At 71.4% G+C, this 22,042-nt stretch carries 18 protein-coding genes; 8 read left to right on the forward strand and 10 right to left on the reverse strand.

All coding sequences use genetic code 11. The features are described 5' to 3' along the window. A partial coding sequence (gene secA, locus MXD60_RS04095) for a preprotein translocase subunit SecA (RefSeq protein ID WP_248817598.1) occupies nucleotides 1–2,647 on the reverse strand: 2,647 nt, incomplete at its 3' end. A gap of 370 nt (nucleotides 2,648–3,017) precedes the next feature. Here secA and MXD60_RS04100 point away from each other — a divergent pair. Continuing rightward, nucleotides 3,018–3,581: a GNAT family N-acetyltransferase gene (locus MXD60_RS04100; RefSeq protein ID WP_248817599.1), complete on the forward strand. Its 564-nt coding sequence runs from the start codon at nucleotides 3,018–3,020 to the stop codon at nucleotides 3,579–3,581. A gap of 11 nt (nucleotides 3,582–3,592) precedes the next feature. On the opposite strand, the gene MXD60_RS04105 is transcribed toward MXD60_RS04100, so the two are convergent. The 3 genes from MXD60_RS04105 to MXD60_RS04115 all read right to left on the reverse strand — a co-directional run bounded on the left by MXD60_RS04105 (nucleotide 3,593) and on the right by MXD60_RS04115 (nucleotide 6,366). Further along, the gene (locus tag MXD60_RS04105) at nucleotides 3,593–4,306 is read right to left on the reverse strand and encodes a response regulator (RefSeq protein ID WP_248817600.1); all 714 of its coding nucleotides are present in this window, start codon (nucleotides 4,304–4,306) and stop codon (nucleotides 3,593–3,595) included. A gap of 133 nt (nucleotides 4,307–4,439) precedes the next feature. Further along, nucleotides 4,440–5,228, reverse strand: coding sequence for a ribosome hibernation-promoting factor, HPF/YfiA family (gene hpf, locus MXD60_RS04110; RefSeq protein WP_248817601.1), 789 nt, complete (start codon nucleotides 5,226–5,228; stop codon nucleotides 4,440–4,442). A 319-nt stretch (nucleotides 5,229–5,547) separates the two neighbouring features. Continuing rightward, nucleotides 5,548–6,366: a ComF family protein gene (locus MXD60_RS04115; protein WP_248817602.1), complete on the reverse strand. Its 819-nt coding sequence runs from the start codon at nucleotides 6,364–6,366 to the stop codon at nucleotides 5,548–5,550. Nucleotides 6,367–6,804: 438 nt separating this feature from the next. On the opposite strand from MXD60_RS04115, the gene MXD60_RS04120 reads away from it, so the two are divergent. The 5 genes from MXD60_RS04120 to MXD60_RS04140 all read left to right on the forward strand — a co-directional run bounded on the left by MXD60_RS04120 (nucleotide 6,805) and on the right by MXD60_RS04140 (nucleotide 12,510). Continuing rightward, nucleotides 6,805–7,848: a hypothetical protein gene (locus MXD60_RS04120; RefSeq protein ID WP_248817603.1), complete on the forward strand. Its 1,044-nt coding sequence runs from the start codon at nucleotides 6,805–6,807 to the stop codon at nucleotides 7,846–7,848. Further along, nucleotides 7,845–8,585: a DUF4129 domain-containing protein gene (locus tag MXD60_RS04125; RefSeq protein ID WP_248817604.1), complete on the forward strand. Its 741-nt coding sequence runs from the start codon at nucleotides 7,845–7,847 to the stop codon at nucleotides 8,583–8,585. Before MXD60_RS04120 ends, MXD60_RS04125 begins: the two co-directional genes overlap by 4 nt. Then, nucleotides 8,582–9,988 carry a DUF4350 domain-containing protein gene (locus MXD60_RS04130; RefSeq protein WP_248817605.1) on the forward strand — a complete coding sequence of 469 codons (1,407 nt, stop codon included), beginning with the start codon at nucleotides 8,582–8,584 and terminating at the stop codon, nucleotides 9,986–9,988. Before MXD60_RS04125 ends, MXD60_RS04130 begins: the two co-directional genes overlap by 4 nt. Before the next feature lie 287 nt (nucleotides 9,989–10,275). Further along, nucleotides 10,276–11,205 carry an AAA family ATPase gene (locus tag MXD60_RS04135; RefSeq protein WP_248817662.1) on the forward strand — a complete coding sequence of 310 codons (930 nt, stop codon included), beginning with the start codon at nucleotides 10,276–10,278 and terminating at the stop codon, nucleotides 11,203–11,205. 9 nt (nucleotides 11,206–11,214) lie between these two features. Further along, nucleotides 11,215–12,510, forward strand: a complete 1,296-nt coding sequence (locus tag MXD60_RS04140; RefSeq protein WP_248817606.1) for a DUF58 domain-containing protein — start codon at nucleotides 11,215–11,217, stop codon at nucleotides 12,508–12,510. Between the two features lie 276 nt (nucleotides 12,511–12,786). On the opposite strand, the gene MXD60_RS04145 is transcribed toward MXD60_RS04140, so the two are convergent. Together MXD60_RS04145 and MXD60_RS04150 are read right to left on the reverse strand one after the other, a co-directional pair. After that, entirely contained in the window at nucleotides 12,787–12,930 is a 144-nt protein-coding gene (locus tag MXD60_RS04145) for a hypothetical protein (protein ID WP_248817607.1), read from the reverse strand. 80 nt (nucleotides 12,931–13,010) lie between these two features. Next, nucleotides 13,011–14,021 carry a stage II sporulation protein M gene (locus tag MXD60_RS04150; RefSeq protein WP_248817608.1) on the reverse strand — a complete coding sequence of 337 codons (1,011 nt, stop codon included), beginning with the start codon at nucleotides 14,019–14,021 and terminating at the stop codon, nucleotides 13,011–13,013. A 244-nt stretch (nucleotides 14,022–14,265) separates the two neighbouring features. Between MXD60_RS04150 and MXD60_RS04155 the strand changes: the two genes are divergently transcribed. Next, a complete protein-coding gene (locus tag MXD60_RS04155) occupies nucleotides 14,266–15,120 on the forward strand; it encodes an RDD family protein (RefSeq protein ID WP_518467313.1) in 855 nt (284 codons plus the stop codon). 439 nt (nucleotides 15,121–15,559) lie between these two features. After that, on the forward strand, nucleotides 15,560–18,397 hold the full coding sequence (locus MXD60_RS04160) for a transglycosylase domain-containing protein (RefSeq protein WP_518467315.1): 2,838 nt from the start codon (nucleotides 15,560–15,562) through the stop codon (nucleotides 18,395–18,397). Nucleotides 18,398–18,507: 110 nt separating this feature from the next. Here MXD60_RS04160 and MXD60_RS04165 read toward each other — a convergent pair whose 3' ends face one another. From MXD60_RS04165 to MXD60_RS04180, 4 genes are all read right to left on the reverse strand, one after another. Further along, entirely contained in the window at nucleotides 18,508–19,671 is a 1,164-nt protein-coding gene (locus tag MXD60_RS04165) for an SIS domain-containing protein (protein ID WP_248817611.1), read from the reverse strand. Nucleotides 19,672–19,678: 7 nt separating this feature from the next. Beyond that, complete coding sequence (locus MXD60_RS04170; protein WP_248817612.1) at nucleotides 19,679–19,882, reverse strand: Trm112 family protein; 204 nt, start codon at nucleotides 19,880–19,882, stop codon at nucleotides 19,679–19,681. Then, the gene (locus MXD60_RS04175; RefSeq protein WP_248817613.1) at nucleotides 19,882–21,240 is read right to left on the reverse strand and encodes a phosphomannomutase/phosphoglucomutase; all 1,359 of its coding nucleotides are present in this window, start codon (nucleotides 21,238–21,240) and stop codon (nucleotides 19,882–19,884) included. Before MXD60_RS04175 ends, MXD60_RS04170 begins: the two co-directional genes overlap by 1 nt. A gap of 237 nt (nucleotides 21,241–21,477) precedes the next feature. Further along, complete coding sequence (locus MXD60_RS04180) at nucleotides 21,478–21,879, reverse strand: DUF3499 domain-containing protein (RefSeq protein WP_248817614.1); 402 nt, start codon at nucleotides 21,877–21,879, stop codon at nucleotides 21,478–21,480. Nucleotides 21,880–22,042: the final 163 nt, after the last annotated feature.

Here is a 22,042-nt window from a genome sequence, read left to right on the forward strand (position 1 = left end):
CCGGCCCGGGGGGGGGGGGGGGGCGCCCGGGGGGGGGGGCGGGCGCGCCCGCGGGGGGCGCCCGGGGGGGGGGCGGGGGGGGGGGGGGGGCGGGGGGGGCGGGCGCCGCGGCTTCGACGGCCGCCTCGTCGACCGTCTCGCCTTCCTGGCCTGCGACCTGTACCTCGACGTTGAACAGGAGGCGGACGGACTCCTCCTTGATGCCCTCCATCATCGTCTGGAACATGTCGAAGCCCTCCCGCTGGTACTCGACCAGCGGGTCGCGCTGCCCCATCGCCCGCAGGCCGATGCCCTCCTGCAGGTAGTCCATCTCGTAGAGGTGCTCCCGCCATTTGCGGTCGAGCACGGCGAGAACCACCCGCCGTTCCAGCTCCCGCATCACGGGTTCCTCGTCGGGAGTGTCGCCGAGCTCGAGTTCGCGGCGGTCATAGGCCTCCTGAGCGTCGGCCTGAACGTCCTCCAGCAGATGGTCGGTGGTGAGCCCGTCGCGGTCGTCAACGTCGGGGGCCTCCACGCCGACCGGGTAGAGCTGACCCAGCGCCGTCCACAGGGTGTCGAGGTCCCACTCCTCGGGATAGCCGTCCGCCGTTGCCCCCCGGACATAGCCGTCGAGGGTGTCATCGACGAAATGCCGCACCTGTTCGTGCAGGTCAGCACCGTCGAGGACCTTGCGGCGCTCCTCGTAGATGACGGTGCGCTGCTTGTTCATCACCTCGTCGTACTTGAGGACGTTCTTGCGGATCTCGAAGTTCTGGCCCTCGACCTGGGTCTGTGCCGACCGGATCGCCCGCGTCACGATCTTCGACTCGATGGGGACATCTTCCGGGATGTTGAGCCGGTCCATGATGCCCTCGACGGCGGCGGCGTTGAACAGGCGCATGAGGTCGTCGCCGAGGGAGAGGTAGAAGCGCGACTCACCCTGGTCACCCTGCCGGCCGGCACGGCCGCGGAGCTGGTTGTCGATGCGGCGGGACTCGTGCCGCTCGGTGCCGAGCACGTAGAGGCCGCCAGCGACGACGACTTCCTCGTGCTCGTTCTTCACCGACTGGCGGGCCTTCTCCAGGGCCTCCTGCCAGGCTGCCTCGTAGTCGTCCGGCGTCTCGATCGGCGACAGCCCACGCTGGCGCAGTTCCGCCTGCGCGATGAATTCGGGGTTCCCACCGAGCATGATGTCCGTACCGCGGCCGGCCATGTTCGTCGCCACCGTGACGGCGCCCTTGCGGCCCGCCTCGGCGATGATGCTCGCCTCGCGCTCGTGGTGCTTGGCGTTGAGCACCTCGTGTGGGACGCCACGCTTGGCGAGTTGCTTGGACAGGTACTCGGACTTCTCGACGCTGGTGGTTCCGACCAGGACCGGCTGGCCCTTCTCGTGCCGCTCGGCGATGTCCTCGACCACGGCGTCGAACTTCGCGATCTCGGTCTTGTAGACGACGTCGGGCTGGTCGATCCGGATCATCGGCTTGTTCGTCGGGATCGGCACGACACCGAGAGTGTAGATCTGGTGGAACTCGGCCGCCTCGGTCATGGCGGTACCGGTCATTCCGGAAAGCCTGTCGTAGAGCCGGAAGTAGTTCTGCAGTGTGATCGTCGCGAGAGTCTGGTTCTCCTGCTTGATCTCGACTTTTTCCTTGGCCTCGATGGCCTGGTGCATTCCCTCGCTGTACCGGCGACCATGCAGCACACGGCCGGTGAACTCGTCGACGATGAGAACCTCGCCGTCGGTGACGATGTAGTCCTTGTCCCGCTTGTAGAGCTCCTTGGCCTTCAGCGAGTTGTTCAGGTAGCCAACCAGCGGCGTGTTCACCGACTCGTACAGGTTCTCGATGCCGAGCTGGTCCTCGACCTTCTCGACGCCGGACTCGGTGATGGCGACCGTCCGCTTGCCCTCGTCGACCTCGTAGTCGGTCTCCCGCTCGAGAAGTGGCGAGATACGCGCGAACTCCGTGTACCAACGGGTCGGATGGTCGGCCGGACCGCTGATGATCAGCGGCGTGCGCGCCTCGTCGATGAGGATGGAGTCGACCTCGTCGACGACGGCGAAGTTGTGCCCTCGCTGGACCAGTTCCTCAGCGCTCCACGCCATGTTGTCGCGCAGGTAGTCGAAGCCGAACTCGTTGTTCGTGCCGTAGGTGAGGTCGCAGGCGTACTGCGCGCGGCGGACCGCGGGCGGCATCTGCGGATGGATCACGCCGACGGTGAGCCCGAGGAAACGGTGGACACGACCCATGTTCTCGGCGTCACGCTGAGCCAGGTAGTCGTTGACCGTGATGAGGTGCACGCCCTTGCCGGACAGCGCGTTGAGGTAGGCCGGCAGGGTCGAGACCAGCGTCTTGCCCTCACCGGTCTTCATCTCGGCGATGTTGCCGAGGTGGAGCGCCGCGCCACCCATGATCTGCACGTCGAAGTGCCGCTGGCCGAGGGTGCGCCGAGCGGCCTCGCGGACCGCGGCGAACGCCTCGGGCAGCAGATCGTCGAGCGTGTCGCCGCCCTCGGCCAGGCGCTGGCGGAACTCGTCGGTCATCCCGCGCAGCTCGCCGTCCGACAGCCCGGTGAAGTCGTCCTCGATCAGGTTCACCTGCTCGGCAATCGCCTTGAGCTTGCGCAGAATCCGGCCCTCACCGGCACGCAAGATCTTTTCTAGAACCACGGGCGAAACTCCTCCGGCAGGCACGTCGGCGAGGTCACCGACCACACGATGCTAGCCCCTGAGCCGGCACCCACAACATCCATCGGTACGCGGTTCCCGAAGCGACGATCGGAGACACCCCACGGAGGACCGGGAGCGCGCCGACGCGCCGGGTGGCGATAGCGCCGACACAAACAACCACGACGAGACGGACCGCGGCGGGACACGCGATGCTCACCCTTCCCAACGACCGGGAACGTCGTCTGGTGCCCGCGGCCCGCGCGCCGGTCCAGAGCAGTCCGGCGGCGAGAAGCCGCCCGGAAGTCCGTCGGTCCGGCCGCCGGCCGAGACCGTTACCGCGTCGGTCGGCGGACCCGATACAACAGGGGGTATGCGGCCCGTCGAACCCACCGAGATCACCGCCGGCCGGCTGCACCTGCGGCCATGGCGGACCTACGACGTCGAGGCCGTGTACCAGGCCTGCCAGGATCCGGAGATCCCGCGGTGGACCCGGATCCCGACTCCGTACGAGCGCCGGCACGCCGAGGACTTCGTCACCCGGCAGACCCCCGCCGCCTGGGCCAACGGCACGGGGGCTTTCTTCGCCGTCGTGGACGCGACCTCCGAGGTTCTGCTCGCCTCGGTCGGACTGATGGGAATCACCCCGGTCGGCGACGCCGAGATCGGCTACTGGTGTGCACCCGCCGCTCGCGGTCGGGGGATCGCCTCGCAGGCGGTGACGGCGGTGGCCCGATGGGGTTTCGGGGCACCGGGACTGACCCGGATCGAGTGGCGGGCCGCGGTGGGCAACCTCGCGTCTCTCCGGGTGGCCAGGAAAGCCGGTTTCACGCTGGAGGGAACCCAGCGGTCGGCCCTGGTGGTGGGCGGCGGCCAGCGTGTCGACTGCTGGGTGGGATCCCGGCTGTCGACCGATCCGCCGCCTCCACCCGGCTGAGCAGAACGAACTCAGGTGATTTCGAGCAGTTTCTCACGAACCGCGTAGACGACCGCTTCCATCCTGGAATGGAGCTGCAGCTTCTCCAGAATGTTGCGGATGTGGTTCTTCACGGTGTTCTCACTGATGTAGAGCTGCTTGGCAATATCGCGGTTGTTCATGCCTTTGGCGACGAGTCGCAACACCTCCATCTCACGGTCGGTCAACCGAGGCGTGGGCAACTGTGGCCTGTCGTCCTTGTTTTTGATCATGGCCGCGAACTCACTGAGCAGTTTCGACGCCATGGACGGACTAATCAGACTTTGTCCGCCATAGACGGCGCGAATGTCAGCCGCAACCTCGTCGATCGAGATCTCCTTCAGCAGGTAACCCATGGCACCCGCTTTGATCGCGTCGTAGAGGTCCGCCTCCTCGTCACTGATCGTCAACATCACGATCTTCGCACTCGGAACCGACTCCTTGATCGCGCTCGTGGCGTCGATCCCACCGCGACGGGGCATCCGCACGTCCATCAGCACGATGTCCGGTGCTGTCTCCTTGGCCATGGTCACGGCCTCGGAGCCGTCGGCAGCCTCGCCGACGACCTCGATGTCGACCTCCTGCCCCAGCACCATCTCCAACCCACGCCGAAACAGGGCGTGGTCGTCGACGATGAGCACCCGAATGGGGTTCGCCTCCGAGGGCGTCGGCAGCGCCTCCTCAGAGCGCTGCTCCTCCACCGTCATCTGGCCTCCTTAGGACCACCTGCGCCCAGAACCTGCCACCCCGCGTGGCAACACGCGGGGTGGCAGATCCGTGCACTCCGACACCCGAGGCAAATGGTCCCACGTCAGCCGATCGAGGTGACCCGCAGATCGTCTAAAGGGCGGAGCTCGCGAGGGCGCCCCGGTCCGCGGCCGGGCGCGCGGCGTGACCCCTCGCCTCCGCTGACGCGGCTGCGGCCGCATCCGACCCGGCCAGTCTGATCACCCCGTAGTCGTAGCCCACTCGGCGGTAGACGACGCTCGGCAACCCGAGATCGACGTCGAGGAACAGGTAGAAGTCGTGACCAACCAGCTCCATGTTCGACAGCGCATCTTCGAGCGTCATCGGGTCCGCCTCGTGCGTCTTCTCCCGGACGACCAGAGGTGCGTCGTTCGCGGCTCCGTCCTGGTCGGCCTGATGCTGGACCGAGGCGACCTCCTCGGCCGGGGTCGCCACCACCGGCCGCGACGCCGCACCCGCCACATGCTCGTCCGTGAGGACGGGGTGAGCGTCGGCGGGCCGAACACCCTCCAGCGGCATCAGGCTCTCCAGCGGCACCGAGGTGATCCCCGCAGGCTTGCTTCCAGCGTGGTTGGAGTGGTGGCGGACCCGCCGGTCGGCGGCACGGCGCAGTCGCTCAGCGAGCTTGCTGGCGGCCAGGTCGAGGGCGGCGTAGCAGTCGGCGGCGGCGGCCTCGGCCCGGGTCACCGGGCCCCGCGAGTACACGGTGAGCTCGACTCGATCACAGAAGTCGGCAAGCCGCGGGTTGTGCTCCTTGGACAGCTCGACGTCCACGCGAATGATCTGGGAGTTCAGTCGCTCCAACTTGGCGAGCTTGGCCTCGACATGCTTGCGGAACCTGTCCGGAACCACGGTGTGCCTGCCCTTGACCACGATTTCCACGCGATCCACCTCCCGTTCGGATGCCGGCGCCACGGTCGTTGCTCGACCTCGCGCCAGTGTCGTCCGGCGCCCGCCGGCCTCCCCGGCCGCTGGCCGGGGCACCTGGGGCGCCCTGTCCACCGTCGTCACACCTTTGCCGTCGTACAGAAGCTGCGGATGGATGGCCCGCGTTCGGCTCCTTCCCCTCTGACGCGGCGCTACTCCGCCCAAACACCCAGCATCAGCACGACGCACGAGCTATGCCGGGCAGAGCGGCGACATTCGTTCACGCGAGCGACCAACCTCGGCCGGCAGGTGCGGACGGTGCGTAGCGGTAGTTTCACCCTGACGGAACATCGATCGCCGGTAGGCCGTGTCTTCCGCGCGTCGGATCGGTGGCCGCGACGACCACCGCCGCCGTGGGCCGGATGGCGACGGCGGCCAGGCATCGCACCGCCTCGCCCACCGTCGCGCCCGTTGTCAGCACGTCGTCGACGATCACCACCCTGGTGTGCCCCAGGGTGTCCAGCAAGGCTGCGCAACGCCGCGGATCACGTAGCGCGAAGGCGCCATCGAGGTTCGCCGCACGCGCGGCGGCGCCGAGCCCGGCCTGGTCGGCCATGCGTCGCACCGGTCGGAGCATCGGCGTCACCCGCACCCGATGGCCCCGCCGACGCAACACGGCCGCTGCCACGGAACACAGCAGCCCCACATGGTCGAAGCCCCGCCGCCGCCGCGCCGCGGACGTCGATGGCACCGGGACGATGGCGAGTGTCGGTCCACGCCGCACCAGGCCAGCCGGCGCCCGGGCAACGCCGGCGTCGACTCGGTCGCCGACCGCGGCGAGCTCCAGCACGCGGGCCAGAGCGGACCCCAGCGGACGGGCCAGATCCACGCGGCCGCGCTCCTTGTAGGCCAGAACCAACGACCGAACGGGACCGCCGTATCGGGCCACCGCCAGGCACGGCGGCAGCCCCCGCCGCCGCGGGGTGGCCAAGGGGCCCGCGGCGGCGAGGATCACGGGACCACGCAGCATCGCCACGCAGGCCGGGCAGGCGGCCGCAGCACGGGCGCCGCAGCCGGCGCAGGACAGCGGCACCACGAGGTCGGTCAGAACTGCCAGGCCTCGGGCCAGCAGTGGCGGGAGCACTCGGGTCATGCGAACAGACTCAGCGCGATCCTGGCGCCCGCCAACCCCATCGCGACCGACTGTGGATATCGCACCTGCGGCAGCGGTTGGACTGTGGACAACGTCCGCTTCCGCCGTTGGCCGGCCGCCGCTGTCCACAGGCCCGCCGAGTTCTCCCACGGCTGTCCACAGATGAGAGGTCACAGGTGCCGGGACCGTTCCGGATCTGGGACGATCGACACCAGACGGCTGATCCGGGGCCGACCGCTCCGCCAGGCAGGCTGCGGCAGGCAGCATCTCCGGTCCGGCGGGTTCGGGCAGTTCCGGCACGGCGGCCTCCGCGCGTGCCGGACGGAGGCCGAGAATCCGGGCAGGCGCCAGGATGCCCCGCACTACCGCCCGCGATCGGACTGATCGCCGGACGATGAGCCAGGCGCATGAGATGAACCGACGAGTGGAGGCACGGCGATGACCGACGGACCCGGCTGGGCTGCACCTGGCGCGCCCCCGAGCGGTGGCTCCGGTGCACCGGGATGGGGCACCCCGCTGCCGCCTGCCGGGCCAGGTGGCTTCGGGCAGGCTCCCCCGCCCCAGCCGGGATATCCCGGCCAGCCGCCACAAGGCCAGCCACCTCAATGGTCAGGTGGCCCGCCGGGCCCGCAGAACCGGTGGCGCTGGAACGCCGCGCCCAAGCCGGGCATCATCCCGCTACGGCCCCTGGCGCTCGGCGAAATCCTGGATGGCACCTTCGCGGCTGTCCGCACGAACCCCGGCGCCACGGTGGGGATCACCCTGGCCTCCGCCGCCGTCGTGGAGACGGCGTCCACGCTGATCACGATCGGCACGGACAACGCGTCAACCGCGGTCGGGGTCCTGGGCACCGTGGCCACGTTCGTGCTCGATCTCGTTCTCGGCCTGTTCCTGGCCGGCGTGCTGAGTGTGGTCGTCAGCGAGGCCACGCTGGGGAGCCGGATCGGCCCGACCGACGCGGTGCGGCGGCTCGCGCCCCGCCTCGCCGGCCTTTTCGGCCTCACTGCCGTCGTCGCCCTGGCGATCGCGATCGGCACCCTTGCCCTGCTCGTCGGCGCCGTCGTCGTCGGTGTCTACCTGAGCCTCGCGACTCCCGTCTACGTGCTGGAGGGCGGCAGCCTTCGGCAGTCACTGCGCCGATCGAGGACGATCGTGCGCGGATCCTGGTGGCGGACGTTCGGCATCCTCCTGCTCGCGTCGCTGGTCGCGTTGTTGCTCAGCGCGGTGTTCGCCATCGCCACCGGCCTCGTGCTGGCCTCCGCGCCGGGAGTGTTCGGCGACTTCCTCAACGGTGATCTCACGACGTCCGGCCACATCGTCGAGGGGTTGGGCAACCTGCTCGCGACCACGGTCTCGACACCGATCATGTCCGGCGCCGTCGTGCTGATCTACATAGATCTGCGGATTCGACGGGAGGGCCTGGATGTGACGCTCTCCGAGGCGGCGCGAGCCCGCTCCGCGGGGGCGGGAACACCCGGATGACCCTTGGCGGCCCGGTCACCCGGGAGGGCGCTCGTGAGGAAGCCCGTCGCGAGCTTTCCCGTGCGATCTACCATGACGATCATTCGAGCTGGTGGAACCGTCTGCTCGCCTGGATTGGTGACCGGATCGTCGACCTGATCTCCCGGCTGTTCCCGCACGGCGGCGTTGGCGGCGGCGCGCATGGATTCGGTGTCCTGTCGATCGTGGTCGTGGCAGCAGTCATCCTTGTCGCGCTGCGCTGGTGGCTGGGTCCGGTGCGGCGGACCGCCCGAGCGCGGCCAGCGGCCGAGGACGACCTTTCCAGCCCGCTGACCGCCGCCCAGCTCCGGGCCGAGGCCGACAGGCACGCGGCTCGTGGGGACTACCTACTGGCTGTGCGTTCACGGCTCAGAGCAGTCGTGCGGATGCTGGAGGACCGGGGCCTGCTCGATCCCCGGCCTGGGCGCACGGCCGGCGAGCTGGTGGCCGACGTGGCCAGGGCGGTCGGGGCACAGGCCCCGGTCAGCGCCGGCCAGGGTCGCGGAGACCCGGGCGACGTTGCTCCTCCGAGCGGCAACCGCCCGCTGGCTGCCCTGGACGCCGCCGTACAGGCTTTCAGCGAGACCTGGTACGGAGGCCGCCCCGGATCAGCCGCGGACTATCAGGTGCTCGTGGACGCGGACACGGCGCTGTCCCGGCTACGCCCGGCAGCTCACGAGCACAGCGATGCGGCGGGCACGCCGGCGGTACCCGCATGACGGCCGGCGCGATCATGACGACATCCGGCGGCGGCCCCGGTGGCACGGCGTTGCGATCGGGCCCACGCCCACCCGTCGTGCGCCGCGGGCTCAGGGTGGGTGCGGTCGTCGGCGTGCTCGTCCTCGGCGTCGCGATCGTCTCCGCGCTCGTAACCAGGACTTCCAGCCAGGACGCACTCGACATCCGCTCCACCAAGCCAGCGGGGACCCGCGCGCTCGCGCAGATCCTGCGGGACCGCGGGGTCTCCGTGTCGGCGCGCGACGCCGTCCCGCCGGATTCCCAGGCGACGAGTGCACCGGACACACTCGTGGTGCTTGCCCCGGGCCGATTGGACAATGGCACGCTCACCGCGCTGCTTGGTCGGGTCTGGCAGGGTTCCGACGTGGTCCTGGTCGGCGCCGACGATGCCGTGCTGGATGCCCTCGACGTAGGCATCCGGACCGCCAGCCATGATCCTGGCACCACCGCGACGCCCCGCTGCGCACTGCCGGAAGCGGTCGCGGCCGGGACGACCTCGCTCACCGGCTCGACGGCATACACGACCGCCATCGGCGGGCATCGCGCGGACATGCGCGTCGTCCTCTGCTTCGGTGATCCGCCGCGCGCGGCGCGCCTGGCCGTACTCACCCCTGGGCTCGACGAGGTTCCCGCCGGCGCGAATGGCGGCGGCCGGCTGGTGCTGCCGGGCTCCGCGGACTTTCTCACCAACCACGCGCTGAACCGGGACGGCAACGCGGCGCTGGCGCTTGGACTGCTCGGCCGGCACCCGGCCCTGTCCTGGATCACGCCGGACGCCGGCGCCCCCGGCGGGGTGGGCCAGCGTGGTGTGCTGCAGCTACTTCCGCCCGGGGTGCGGTGGGCGCTGCTCCAGATCGTCATCGTGGTCGTGCTGTTGGCGCTGTGGCGTGGACGCCGGCTCGGACCACCGGTGCAGGAGCCGCTTCCCGTCATCGTGCGCGCCGCCGAGGCCGTGGAGGGCCGTGGCCGCCTGTACGCCGCGGCCCGTGCGCGGGACCGCGCAGCCGACGCGCTGCGGACCGGCGCCCGCATTCGGCTGGCCGAGCGGGCCGGGCTGCCACTGCGGACGGGCCCGGCCGGCGCGCCCGAACCGAACCCGGTGGCCCTCGTGGCCTCCATCGCCGAGCAGACCGGGCGGTCACCCTCGGAAATCGGATCGCTCCTGTACGGTTCGGGCATGCCGCCGCCGACCGACGCGCGACCAGGTCCGGCCCGCCGGACACTGGACCGCGCCCGGTCCCGGGACCTGCCGTCCGACCCTGCCCGACCGGCGATGGCAGCGCCGGCGGCCGGCGCCCACAGCGAACCCGGCGGGCAGGACGCCGCGTTACTCAGGCTCGCCCAGAATCTTGACGACCTCGATCGACAGGCAGGTGGACGGTGACCTCCCCGAACATCAAGGCGGAGTCGGCTGCCGGTGCGACACCCGCGGCCGGCGATGGCCCGGACGAGCGCACCGAGGCGGCCCGTGACGCTCCGGCGGTCCCGCCCAGCCCTGATGATCCGGCCGAGGCAACCCTGCACCGGCCCGACACGGTGCCGGACCAGCTCCCACCACCCGTCCATTCGGCACCCCCGCCGCCCAAGCTCGCGCCAGGCCAGCACCAGCCAGGGCGGGCCGCGGTCGGTCGCGGCGCGCCGCCATCGGATGCGAACGCCGCCCGCGCGGCGCTGGTCGCGCTGCGCGGCGAGGTGGCCAAGGCGGTCGTGGGCCAGGACGCGGCCGTCAGCGGTCTGGTCGTGGCCCTGCTGTGCCGGGGACACGCGCTGCTCGAGGGGGTGCCCGGCGTCGCGAAGACCCTCCTCGTGCGCACCCTGGCCGCGGCACTGTCGCTGGAGACCAAACGGCTGCAGTTCACCCCCGACCTGATGCCAGGCGATGTCACCGGCTCGCTCGTCTACGACAACCGCAGCTCCGCGTTCACCTTTCGGGAGGGGCCGGTCTTCACCAACCTGCTGCTCGCCGACGAGATCAACCGCACCCCGCCGAAGACCCAGGCGGCGCTGCTGGAGGTGATGGAGGAGCGGCAGGTCAGCGTGGACGGGATGCCTCGGCCACTGCCTGTGCCGTTCGCCGTTCTCGCCACCCAGAACCCGATCGAGCACGAGGGCACCTATCCCCTGCCCGAGGCGCAGCTCGACCGCTTCCTGGTGAAGGTGACCCTGCCGCTGCCTCCGCGGCACGACGAGATCCAGGTGCTCGCCCACCATGCCAGCGGGTTCGACCCGACTGACCTGACCGCTGCGGGGGTGCGCCCGGTCGCAGGGCCCGCGGACCTGGCTGTCGCCCGGGCGGCAGTTGGCCAGGTCGCGGTGCATCCCGATGTCCTCGCGTACATCGTCGATCTGGCTCGGGCCACCCGGGTGGCACCGAGCGTTCAGCTCGGTGTGTCTCCGCGTGGCGCCACCGCCCTGCTGGCGACCACCAGAGCATGGGCGTGGCTGTCCGGCCGGAGCTACGCCACGCCGGACGACGTCAAGGCGCTTGCCCGCGCGACGCTGCGGCACCGGATCAGCCTGCGGCCCGAGGCCGAACTCGACGGGGTCACCGCCGACGTCGTGCTCGAACAGGTGCTGGCCACCGTTCCGGCACCACGGTAGGCGGCACCGGTGGCGATCAGCGGCCGCGCCGTGGCGCTCGCCCTGTTCGGGGCGGCGGTCGTCGTGCTGTCCCCGGCGCCCGGGCTGACCCTCCTGCTGGTCGACGGGCTGATCGTGATGCTGCTCGGGATCGACGTCGCGCTGGCCGGAGCCGTGCGTTCGCTGGAGTTCAGCCGGTCTGGTCCCACCTCCGCCCGGCTCGGCCAGCCGGTACCGCTCGTCCTTGGCGTCACCAACCACGGCCCACGCACCGTCCGGGCCAGGATTCGTGACGCGTGGCCGCCATCGGCCGGTGCCCGGCCGCGGACACGCGAGGTGGAGATCCCCGCCGGCGAACGCCGCTTCGTCGAGAGCACGCTGACGCCGACCCGGCGCGGTGACCGCGAACCGTTCCGGATCACCGTACGGTCGCTCGGGCCGCTCGGGCTCGCCGGCCGCCAGGGGCGGCATTCCTGTCCCTGGCGGGTACGGGTGTTGCCACCGTTCACCTCCCGCCGCCACCTGCCCGCGGCGCTGGCCCGACTTCGAGAGATCGAAGGCGAGGTCGCGATCCGTGGCGCAGGAGCCGGTTCGGAGTTCGACAGCCTGCGCGACTATGTGATCGGCGACGACGTTCGCCTCATCGACTGGCGCGGCTCGGCGCGGCGCGCTGCGGTGGTCGTCCGTTCCTACCGGCCGGAGCGGGATCGGCGGATCGTCTGCGTGCTCGACACCGGGCGCACGTCGGCGGGCCGGGTCGGCGACACCCCTCGGCTGGATCACGCCCTCGACGCCGCGCTGCTACTCACCTCGGTCGCGCTGCGCGCTGGCGACCGGGTCAGCCTCGTCGCCCACGACAGCGTGCCGCGGCTGAGCCTGCCCGGCTCGCACGACCACACCTTCCTCGCCCGGGTGAGTGACGCGATGGCCACGCTGGAGCCGGCCATCGTCGAGGCCGACCACAGCGGCATCGTCTCGACGGTGCTGCGGGAGACGTCCCGTCGCAGCCTCGTCGTGCTGTTCACCGAGCTGGCACCGGCCGTCATCGAGGAGGGCCTCCTGCCGGCGCTGCCAACGCTGACCGCTCGGCACACCGTCGTCGTCGCCGCGCTGCGCGATCCTCGGATTGACGAGCTGGTCGCCGGCCGGGATGACGTGCGGGCCGTCTACGCCGCCGCAGCCGCCGAACAGACCCAGTTACGCCGCCGGGAGCTCACCGACCTGCTCCGCCGTCGCGGGGTCGAGGTCGTCGATGCCTCGCCGGGCAGCTACGCGGCGGCCGTCACCGATACCTACCTGACCCTCAAGTCCCTCGGGCGGCTCTGATCCGCGCGGTGCTGCACGCGCCGCGGGTCTGGCCCGAATACCACCCCGGCTACTACGCCGTGTTCCTGCGCGACCCGGACGGTCACAACGTCGAGGCCGTCCACCACGGTTTCTAGCGGCGGTATGCCACCTGGCATCCGAGACGGGTACAGCGAGGGCGCCCTCGCGCGCCCCTGACCGACCGCGGGTCGATCACACCCGTGGTCGGCTCGACGTCGCCACGACCAGCAGTACCGGCCCCGTGGGCCCGGCCGGGCGATCGCCCTCGGGGTCCGGCTACGGCCAGATCGCGCCCAGGACCCGGGCTGGCCAGTCGTCCGGGATGCCAGCGATGGTGGCATGGCGGCCGTAGAAGGAGCCGATGAGCATCCTGCCGAGCGCGTCGGGGTCGGCCGAGTCCGGGAGCTCGCCGGCCGCCACGCCGGCGGCCAGGGCCGCCGCGAGCAGCGCCCGGCGCGGCGAGTCCCTGCCAGCCGCGGTCCAACGGCCAGGACAGGCCCTCAGACGACGGGAGCGAGATCGGCGGCGCCGTTGCCGATCTCCAGGTCGGCCGTCTCCCCCGCGGCTGCGGCCCGCGCGCCGTAGAGGGCGACGTAGCCGACGAACATGGCCCATGCCAGCGCGCCGATCCCGATCCGCACCGCCGTCGGCAGCCCGGACGGGGTCACGAACGCCTCGATGACCCCGGACACCGCAAGTGCCACCGCCGCGCCCAGCGTGATCGACACGGCCGCCCGGCCTTCGGCCGCGAGGGCCTCGACCCGCCGGCGCGGCCCGGGCGCGATGATCGACCAACCGAGACGCAGGCCCACCGCGCCCGCGAGGAACACGACGGTGAGCTCCAGCAGCCCGTGCGGAAGGATCAGGCTGAAGAACTGGCCGCTCTGCCCGCAGCCCGTCATGTACCCACCGACCACACCCACGTTCACCGCGTTGATCAGCAGGACCAGCAGCGTCGGCACGCCGAGCAACGCGCCGGCCGCGACCGCGGTGGCGGCCACCCAGGCGTTGTTCGTCCACACCTGGCTCGCGAACGACGACGCCGGATGCTCGGTGTAGTACGTGGCGAAGTCGGACCGGCAGAGGTCGGCGACCGCACTGGACGGAGCCACGCCCGCGTGCGCCTCGGGATCGTTGACGATCCACAGACCCACGGCCAGCGCGAGGAGCAGCGAGCCCCCCGTGGTGGCCAGCACCCACCAGCGCCGTTCGTAGACCGCCCGTGGGAAGGTCACGGTGAAGAACCGGCCGACTACGTGCCAACCGGGGTCGGGCGGCCCGGCGACGGCGGCCCGGGCGCGGGTGACGAGGTTGGTCAGGTCGTCGACCATGGTCGTGTCGTACGAGCGGGTGCGGATGACCGACAGATGGGTGGCGACCCGCTGGTAGAGCTCCACGAGCTCATCCAGCTCTCCGGCGCTCATCCGGCGCGGACGGGCGGCCCGGTCCACCAGGCGGCCGAGGCGGATCCACTCCGACCGGTGCACGGCGACGTACGCATCGAGATCCATGTCCGTCACATCCTCCCAGAACCCGGATGCCACCGGACTGGCGCCGCGGGGAAGTGTCGGGCTGCGCGACCGGTTCGCACAGATCATCCGAATCGATGGGTTCGCTCCACCAGGCGACCAGCGAACACCGTAGGGTGATGCGCGGACACATGCCGAGAATCCGGGGGCCCGCATGAACCAGGCCGTGCGGAGCCAACCGCCCGGCGGTCGGCGTCCGGCTCCCGCGGTGGGCGCCGAGACGATCGTGAGCGGCGAAGCCGTCGCGGTCGACCTGCGAGTGGCTCGGCTGGGTTCCCGGCTGGTGGCCGCGCTGATCGACCTGCTCGCCCAGCTCTACATCCTCGGCAGCGTGAGCTCGACGATCTTCCTGATCGTGCGGCCCGGAGACGACGCGCTGGTCGCCGCCATAACTCTGCTGGTGTACGTCACCGTGCTGGTGGGCTACCCGGTCACGTGCGAGACGCTCAGCCGCGGGCGAACCCTGGGCAAGATGGTCATGGGGCTTCGGGTGGTTCGCGACGACGGCGGGCCGATCCACTTCCGGCACGCGTTCGCCCGGGGCCTCATCGGTGCGGTCGTGGAGCGTCCGGGCGCCCTGCTCGGGCTGCCAGCAATCATCAGCATGCTGTCCTCCCGGACCAGCAAACGGCTGGGAGACGTGTTCGCCGGGACGGTCGTCCTCCAGGTCAGCGTTCCGCGGACGGTGGGCGCACCGCCGTTCGTACCGCCCGCCCTGCTCGGCTGGGCCAGCCTGCTCGACCTGTCCGGCCTGGACGACTCGCTCGCGCTGCGGGCGCGCCAGTTCCTCAGCCGGGCGCACGCGCTGTCTCCGCCGGCACTCGAACGCCTCGGTAGCGGCCTGGTCGGCGAGATGCGGACCGTCGTCACGCCACCACCCCCACCCGGAACGCCGGGCTGGGCCTATCTGTCGGCCGTGCTGGCCGAGCGGAGTCGTCGCAGCTACGCACGTCTCATCGCGCAGCGACCGGCCAGCGCACAGCCGGGCTTGTCCGCGGCACCGCCCTGGACGCCGACCCGCCCGGCGGTGCCGATCCCCGCCGGTCCACCACGCGGACCGGACTACTCCCACCGGTACTAGCATCGCGTTCGCCGTGCGGGTGCTGGCCGAGCCGGAGGTTGCGGCCGACGTGCGCCGCCTCGGCCGCCTCACCCGCCGCATCCCACCGCCGCATCCCACCGCCGCCGCCCGTCGCGGCGCTCGACTTCGAGGCCCAGAAGGCGCGGCGCCTGCTGCGGACGGCGGCGCCCACCCGGCCCGGCGAGACCGCAGCGGAGCGCGGGTCACCAGATCCCCACCCTTTCGACGTGCGTTAGACAATGTGGGATGTGCCGCACACACGGAGCCTGCCAGATGACTCGGCAGGGAACCGCTCGTCTACCGTTACCTGCGGTATAGGACTCTCCTTCGCAACAAACGCGACGAGGTGCGCACCCCGGGCCACGTCCGGCTCGGTAGGGAACGCCCGGATCATTCGCGTGGCGCGGATGCCAAGGAGCGACCAAGCGCGGGCTCCCGCATGCTTGGTGAGCGTCCACGAAGATCCCGGCGAGCTCGCCGGCCCACCGAGGGGGTGACGTCGACGTCTGGCGGACGGGAGTCAAGCACTCCATCCCTGCCCGTCCCACCGGCGGGTGGCTCGCCGCGTGCGGGTTCGGCCCAGGCCGGATCTGCCCGGGTGGGCCCGGTCGACGCGGGGCCCACCCGCGCGTATTCGGCGCAGACGCCCCAGCGCGCCGGCGGTCAGCCTCGGTCGGTCGCCGCTGAACGCGCGGCCACCCCGCCGCGGCCGACGGCCGCGCCGCCGGGGCCCGGCGCCCCGAAGCGGCCTGGCGCCCGGGCGGCCGTCGGAGCCGCGGTGAAGGCGACGAGATCCGCCGGTTCGCGGCCGACTGCCGGCGGCCGGACCGCGGTCCTGCCCGACGTGGATGCCGGCACCGGCCAGGAGTTCGGCGACAGCACGGCCTCGCCCGCGGACAGTGGTGGTGATGGCGCGTCCGGCTCCCGGGCAGCACCTCCGTCGGGCCCGCCCGACGGTGTGCCAAAGGGCTCCAGAGCGTTTCGGCCGCCGGTCGACCGGCGGTTGCTGGCGCGGAAGATGGCGCTGATCGCGACGGTTCTCGGCCTGGTCGTGGCATTGTTGGCGCTGCCGCTCGTCGGGGCGGTCGGCCTGTTCGCCAAGGGCAGCGCCGATCACTTCCTCGGCCTGCCCAGCGAGCTGGTCACTCCGCCGCTACCGCAGAGCTCCGTGATTCTGGCCTCGGACAACTCGGTGATCGCCACGCTGCGCGGTGCCGAGAACCGCATTGTGGTGCCGGGCAACCAGATCCCCAAGGTCATGCGGGAAGCCATCGTCGCAATCGAGGACGCCCGCTTCTACGAGCACGGCGGCGTGGACCCGCAGGGGGTGCTGCGCGCCGCGCTGCGCAACAGCGAGTCGGGCGGCGTCGCCCAGGGTGGCTCGACCCTCACCCAGCAGTACGTGAAGAACGTGCTGCTCCAGAACGCCCGCACCGCGCAGGAACGCGAGGTCGCCGCCGGCGACTCGCTCGACCGCAAGATCCAGGAGCTGCGGTACGCCCTCGATATCGAGAAGCGCCTCTCCAAGGACGAGATCCTCGAGCGGTACCTGAACATCGCCTACTTCGGCGATGGCGCCTACGGCGTCGGCACGGCCGCGGAGCACTACTTCGGCGTGCCGATCTCCCAGGTGAACGTGCAGCAGGCCGCGCTGCTCGCCGGTCTCGTCCAGAGCCCGTCCCGGTACAACCCGGCCGCGCATCCGCAGGCCGCGCTCGTCCGCCGCAACACGGTGCTCGACAAGATGGTCGAAAACAAGTACATCACCCCGACGCAGGCGGATGCCGACAAGCAGGTGCCCCTCAACGTCGTGCCCACACCGCCCCCGGCCGCGGACTCGTGCGTCACGTCGAAGGCGCCGTTCTTCTGCGACTACGTCCGGTCCCAGCTCCAGGCGAGCCCGGCCCTCGGCAGCACCCTGGAGGAACGCAACCGGCGCATCTACGAGGGCGGCCTCGTCATCCACACCACACTGGACCCCCAGGTGCAGCAGGCCGCCCAGGACGCCGTGAACTCGACGATCCCCACCGACAGCCGCGTCTCCGCGACCGAGGTGGTCATCCAACCGGGCACCGGCAACATCCTGGCGATAGCGGTCAACCGGGTCTACGGCCCGGACATCGCCAGCAACCAGACCGTGGTCCCGTTGCCCACCAAGGCGACGTTCCAGCCTGGTTCGACCTTCAAGACCTTCGTGCTGGCCGCGGCGCTCGAGCAGGGCTACGGCACCTCGACCGCGTTCTACTCGCCGGCGTGCTACGTCAGCAAGAAGTTCCCGCTGGACCGCGGTGAGGGCGACTGCCCCAAGGGCTACTCGAACTCGGCCGAGTCCGAGGCGGGCATCTACGACATCCCACGCGGCACCTGGGATTCGGTGAACACCTTCTACGTGCAGTTGGCCGAGAAGGTCGGCATCCCGGCCGTGCTGGAGATGGCCAAGCGGCTCGGTGTCAGCCCGCCGCAGGCGGACAGGATCGGTGCCACCGATGGTGCGACGGCGATCGGCGGTGGTCAGTACATGTACGTGTCACCGCTGCAGATGGCTGACGCCTACGCGACGATCGCTGCGGGCGGACTGCGCTGCACACCGCGCTTCGCCACCGGGGTGGTGGACTCGAGCCAGACGGCGATCGACCTCGCCAACGGACCACAGTGCGAACAGGTGCTGGCGAAGGGCGTCGCGGACACGGTGTCCAGCGTGCTGGAAGGTGTGCCGATCAACGGCACCGGCACCAACGCCGCGATCGGCCGGCCGTCGGCCGGTAAGACCGGCACCACCGACGAGTTCTCCGCCGCCTGGTATGTCGGCTTCACTCCGCAGATGACGGCGGCGGTTTCGGTCGGCGACCCCTCCGGCGCGGAGCAGCACCCGCTGCGCAACGTCGTGGCAAACGGCCGTACCTGGCCGGAGGTCTTCGGCGGTGACCTTCCGGCGATCATCTGGGGCAAGTCGATGCAGGCGGCGCTGGCGGCACTGCCGGTCGTGCCGCTGCCCGACGCCGACCCCACGGTGGCGCGCGGTACCAAGGGCGGTCTGCAGAACACGCCGCCGCCAGCACCGGCACCGGCACTGACCCAGACACCGGGCCTTCCAGGTCTGTTGCAGAACCTTGGCCAGCAGATCGCGCCCGGCCTCACCGGGACAACCCAGGGTGGCGGCCAGACCGGCGCAGGCCAGACTGGCGCAGGCCAGACTGGCGGCGGCCAGACCGGCGGGGGCCAGACCGGCGGCGGTGGCGGCCAGAACGGTGGCGGCCAGAACCGCGGGGGGCGGTAGCTCGGCGGGTGGCTTCGTGCTTGGCCAGGTCGACTCAGCCGAGCACGAAGCTGGCGCCGTTGCACCGTTCCCGCCGCACCGGATGAGGCCGGCGGGTGGCGACGACGGGGTTAGCGGCCGAGGTCTCGCACGGCGGCGGGAGTCTGGCTGGGGTCGATCCCGAGGGCGAGAGCCAGATAGACGCCGGTGAAGTCGAACAGTCCGATCAGGGACGCGAGGCGTTCCAGCGGGTCGACGCCCTCGGCCCGCAGTTCCGTGACTCCGACACCCCGCTCGGCGGCGGCGGAGACGGCGGCATCGGCCTGGCGGGAGACCTCGGTCCGCTCAGCGGTCGGATCGCGCAGCAGGATCAGTCGCAGCCGGACCGACTCCTCCTCGTCCTCGACCCGGTCGCGAAAGAAGTTATCCAGGTCGCCCACGCCGGTGGAGCCACTCCCGCCGCGCCCGCCCAGACCGGCGCCGAACGGGCCGTCGAACAGCGCCACCTGGTAGTAGCCAGGATGCGGCAGTGTTCCCACGAGGGCCGGGTACTTCGCGGTCGCGGACAGCTGGACGGCCGCCCGCTCGGCCGCGACCGCGGTCACCGGCGAGGTGCCCAGGAAGATCGGCAGGGTGCCGGCCAGCTCCAGCGCGAGCGTCTTGGCCGGGTTGACGAACGATTCGCTCGACGGGCGGCACCGGGTGGCCACGTCCTCCAGCCGGGTCGCCGCTGCCTCGACAGCCGCGTCCCCGGTCCGGACGATGCCGAGCGCGCGGGCGATGACGAACAGCGGAACCGTCAGCGACCAGAACGCGGTGTGGGATGGCCGCTGCCCGACGAGCGGCACGAGCGGCGCTCCGGCGACCGCGGCCAGATGCGCCAGCGGGGTGTCGGTCGGTGCGACCACGGCCACGCGTGCTCCGCGCCGGTTCGCCTCCTCCACCGCCGAGCGGGTTTCCGCTGAGGTCCCGGAGGCCGAGACGGCGAGGACCAGGTCGGAGACCCCGACCCAGCCCGGCAGGCCGTGTTCGTGATGGCCGATGATCGGGACCGGGCTCGTCGGACCGACCGCGGCGGCCAGGAAGCCGGCGGCCAGCGCCGACCCGTCCACGCCGGCGACCAGGATGGCCCTGGGGCGCCCGTCGGCAGCCAGGCGGTCGACACCGGCCTCCTGGGCGAGCACCGCGCTCTGCCGGACCTGCGGCCCGGCGGACGCCACGTGCGGCAGCAGGGCCGCGACAGCGCCGGCGTCGAGTCGGGCGGCGTCGTCGAGGACGGCCTCGTCGAGGAACACGCCGACGTCAGCTCGACGCCGACGCGGCGGATCCGGGGAAGGGCACGGCCTCGTCGAGAAGCATCACCGGAATGTCGTCCCGTACCGGAAAGGCAAGGCCGCAGGCGGCGCAGACGAGCACGGGGGCGCCGTCAAGCTCCTCCGGTCGCAGGTCGCCGTGCTTGCTGCACGGGCAGGCGAGAATCTCCAGCAGCAGCGGGTCGAGGCTCATCAGGCTTCCTTTCCGCTCCGGACCTGCGCGAGGATCTCGTCGCGCAGTCGGCTCATCGTCGCGTCGTCAGGGCCCTCGACGTTGAGCCGCAGCAGCGGCTCGGTGTTGGACGGGCGCAAATTGAACCACGAACTATCGGCGAAGGTGACGGTCAGCCCGTCAAGGTGATCGACCGCGGTGGCGTTCGGGGCATAGCGCTTCTCGACCGCCAGCATCTCGGCGGTGGCGTCCGCCACCTCGGAGTTGATCTCCCCGGAGGCACTGTAGCGCGCGTAGCCGTCGAGCAGCTCGGACAGCGGCCGATCCTGGCCGCCGAGGGCGGCGAGGACGTGCAGCGCCGCGAGCATGCCCGAGTCCGCCCGCCAGAAGTCCCGGAAGTAGAAGTGCCCGGAGTGCTCGCCCCCGAAGATCGCCCCCGTGCGGGCCATCTCGGCCTTGATGAACGAGTGACCGACCCGGGTTCGCACGGGTACGCCGCCCCGCTCGGTGACGAGCTCGGGCACGCCCTGGCTGACGATCACGTTGTGGATGATCGTGCCGCCGGGTTCGCGCGCGAGCTCGCGGTCGGCCACCAGCGCGGTGATGACCGACGGGGAGACGATCTCGCCCCGCTCGTCGACGACGAAGCAGCGGTCGGCGTCGCCGTCGAAGGCGAGTCCGATGTCGGCGCCGGACGCGCGGACCGCCGCCTGCAGGTCACGCAGGTTCGCCGGCTCGATCGGGTTGGCCTCGTGGTTCGGGAAGGAGCCGTCGAGCTCGAAGTAGAGCGGGATGACCTTCACCGGCAGTCCGTCAAACGTCGCCGGCACGGTCAGCCCGCCCATGCCGTTGCCGGCGTCGACGGCGACGGCGAGCGGACGGATGGCGCTCAGGTCGACGAGAGTGCGCAGGTGGCGGACATAGTCGGCCAGCAGGTCGCGCTCGGTGATCGCGCCGCGCCGACCGGGACCGGCCGGGACGCCCCGCTCGACCATCTCGCGGATCTCGGCCAACCCGGTCTCCTGGCCGATCGGCGCCGCGCCGGCCCGGCAGAGCTTGATGCCGTTGTACTTGGCCGGATTGTGCGACGCGGTGAACATCGCCCCGGGGATGTCGAGCGACCCGGCCGCGAAGTACAGCAGGTCGGTGGAGCCGAGGCCGGCCAGGATGACGTCCGCGCCCTGCTCGGTGGCGCCCTGCGCGAACGCGGCGGCCAGCGGCACCGACGACTCCCGCATATCGTGCGCCGTGACGATCCGGTCAGCGCCGGTCAGTCGCACGAACGCGGCGCCGGTCTGCCGGGCGATGTCGGTGTCGAACTCCGACGGAACCACGCCCCGGACGTCGTACGCCTTGAAGATCCGCGAGAGATCGCGCATAGCCCTTCCCACCTTCCCAGTGTCCCCCGGCACCGGGTGAGGGGTACCCGGTCTGCTCGGCGCCTGCCGCCGTCACAGGGGACGACGATATCCGGCGGGGCTGACCCCGCCGGGACCGGATCCGCGACGAGCCCACGCGGGACCCACAGCGGAGGCGACTGGCGAACCGCCCGACCGTGGTGGCCACGCCCACGGCGGACGGCACCTGGCAGGTTCGCCAGGACGGCGGGTGAACCGTCAGGACGGGCTCGGAACCGCCCGTAGATGGCCGCGCCGGCCGCCAGGCGGCCCGCCGCCCTGCGGCCCCTGAGGACCGCCGCCGGGAGGCGGCTCCGGGCCCCGGCGGGGCGACTCGGGGCCACGCCGGGAGGCCTCGCGCACCGCGTCCGCGAGCGCCTCCAGGTCATCCCCGGCCACCTCGCGGCCAGCCTCGTTCGCCGCTTCGGCCTCGAGCCGGACGACGGCCCAGCCGAGCGGCACGGTGAGCCGGTCGGCGTGGGTGCCGCACAGGTCGTACGAATGCGGCTCGACGTATGGAGACAGCGGGCCCAGCACTGCTGTCGACTCGGCGTAGGCATACGTGAGCGTCGCGACCGCGGCTGCGGAACAGGCCGAGCGGGAGCAGCGCCGAGGCTTCACGTTCCGGACGGTAGCCCCCGGAACGGGCGACGGCCACCACCTCTCGTCGTGTCGCGTGACGCGAGGCTGAATCGTCACGCGCTGTCGACCATTTCATCGCGCCCCGCAGCCAAAACTGAGCGTGGCGAGCGGGTCCGGCCGGATATCGAAATCATCTGATCGT

This window comes from Frankia sp. AgB32 (assembly GCF_023243045.1).
Lineage (GTDB): Bacteria > Actinomycetota > Actinomycetes > Frankiales > Frankiaceae > Frankia.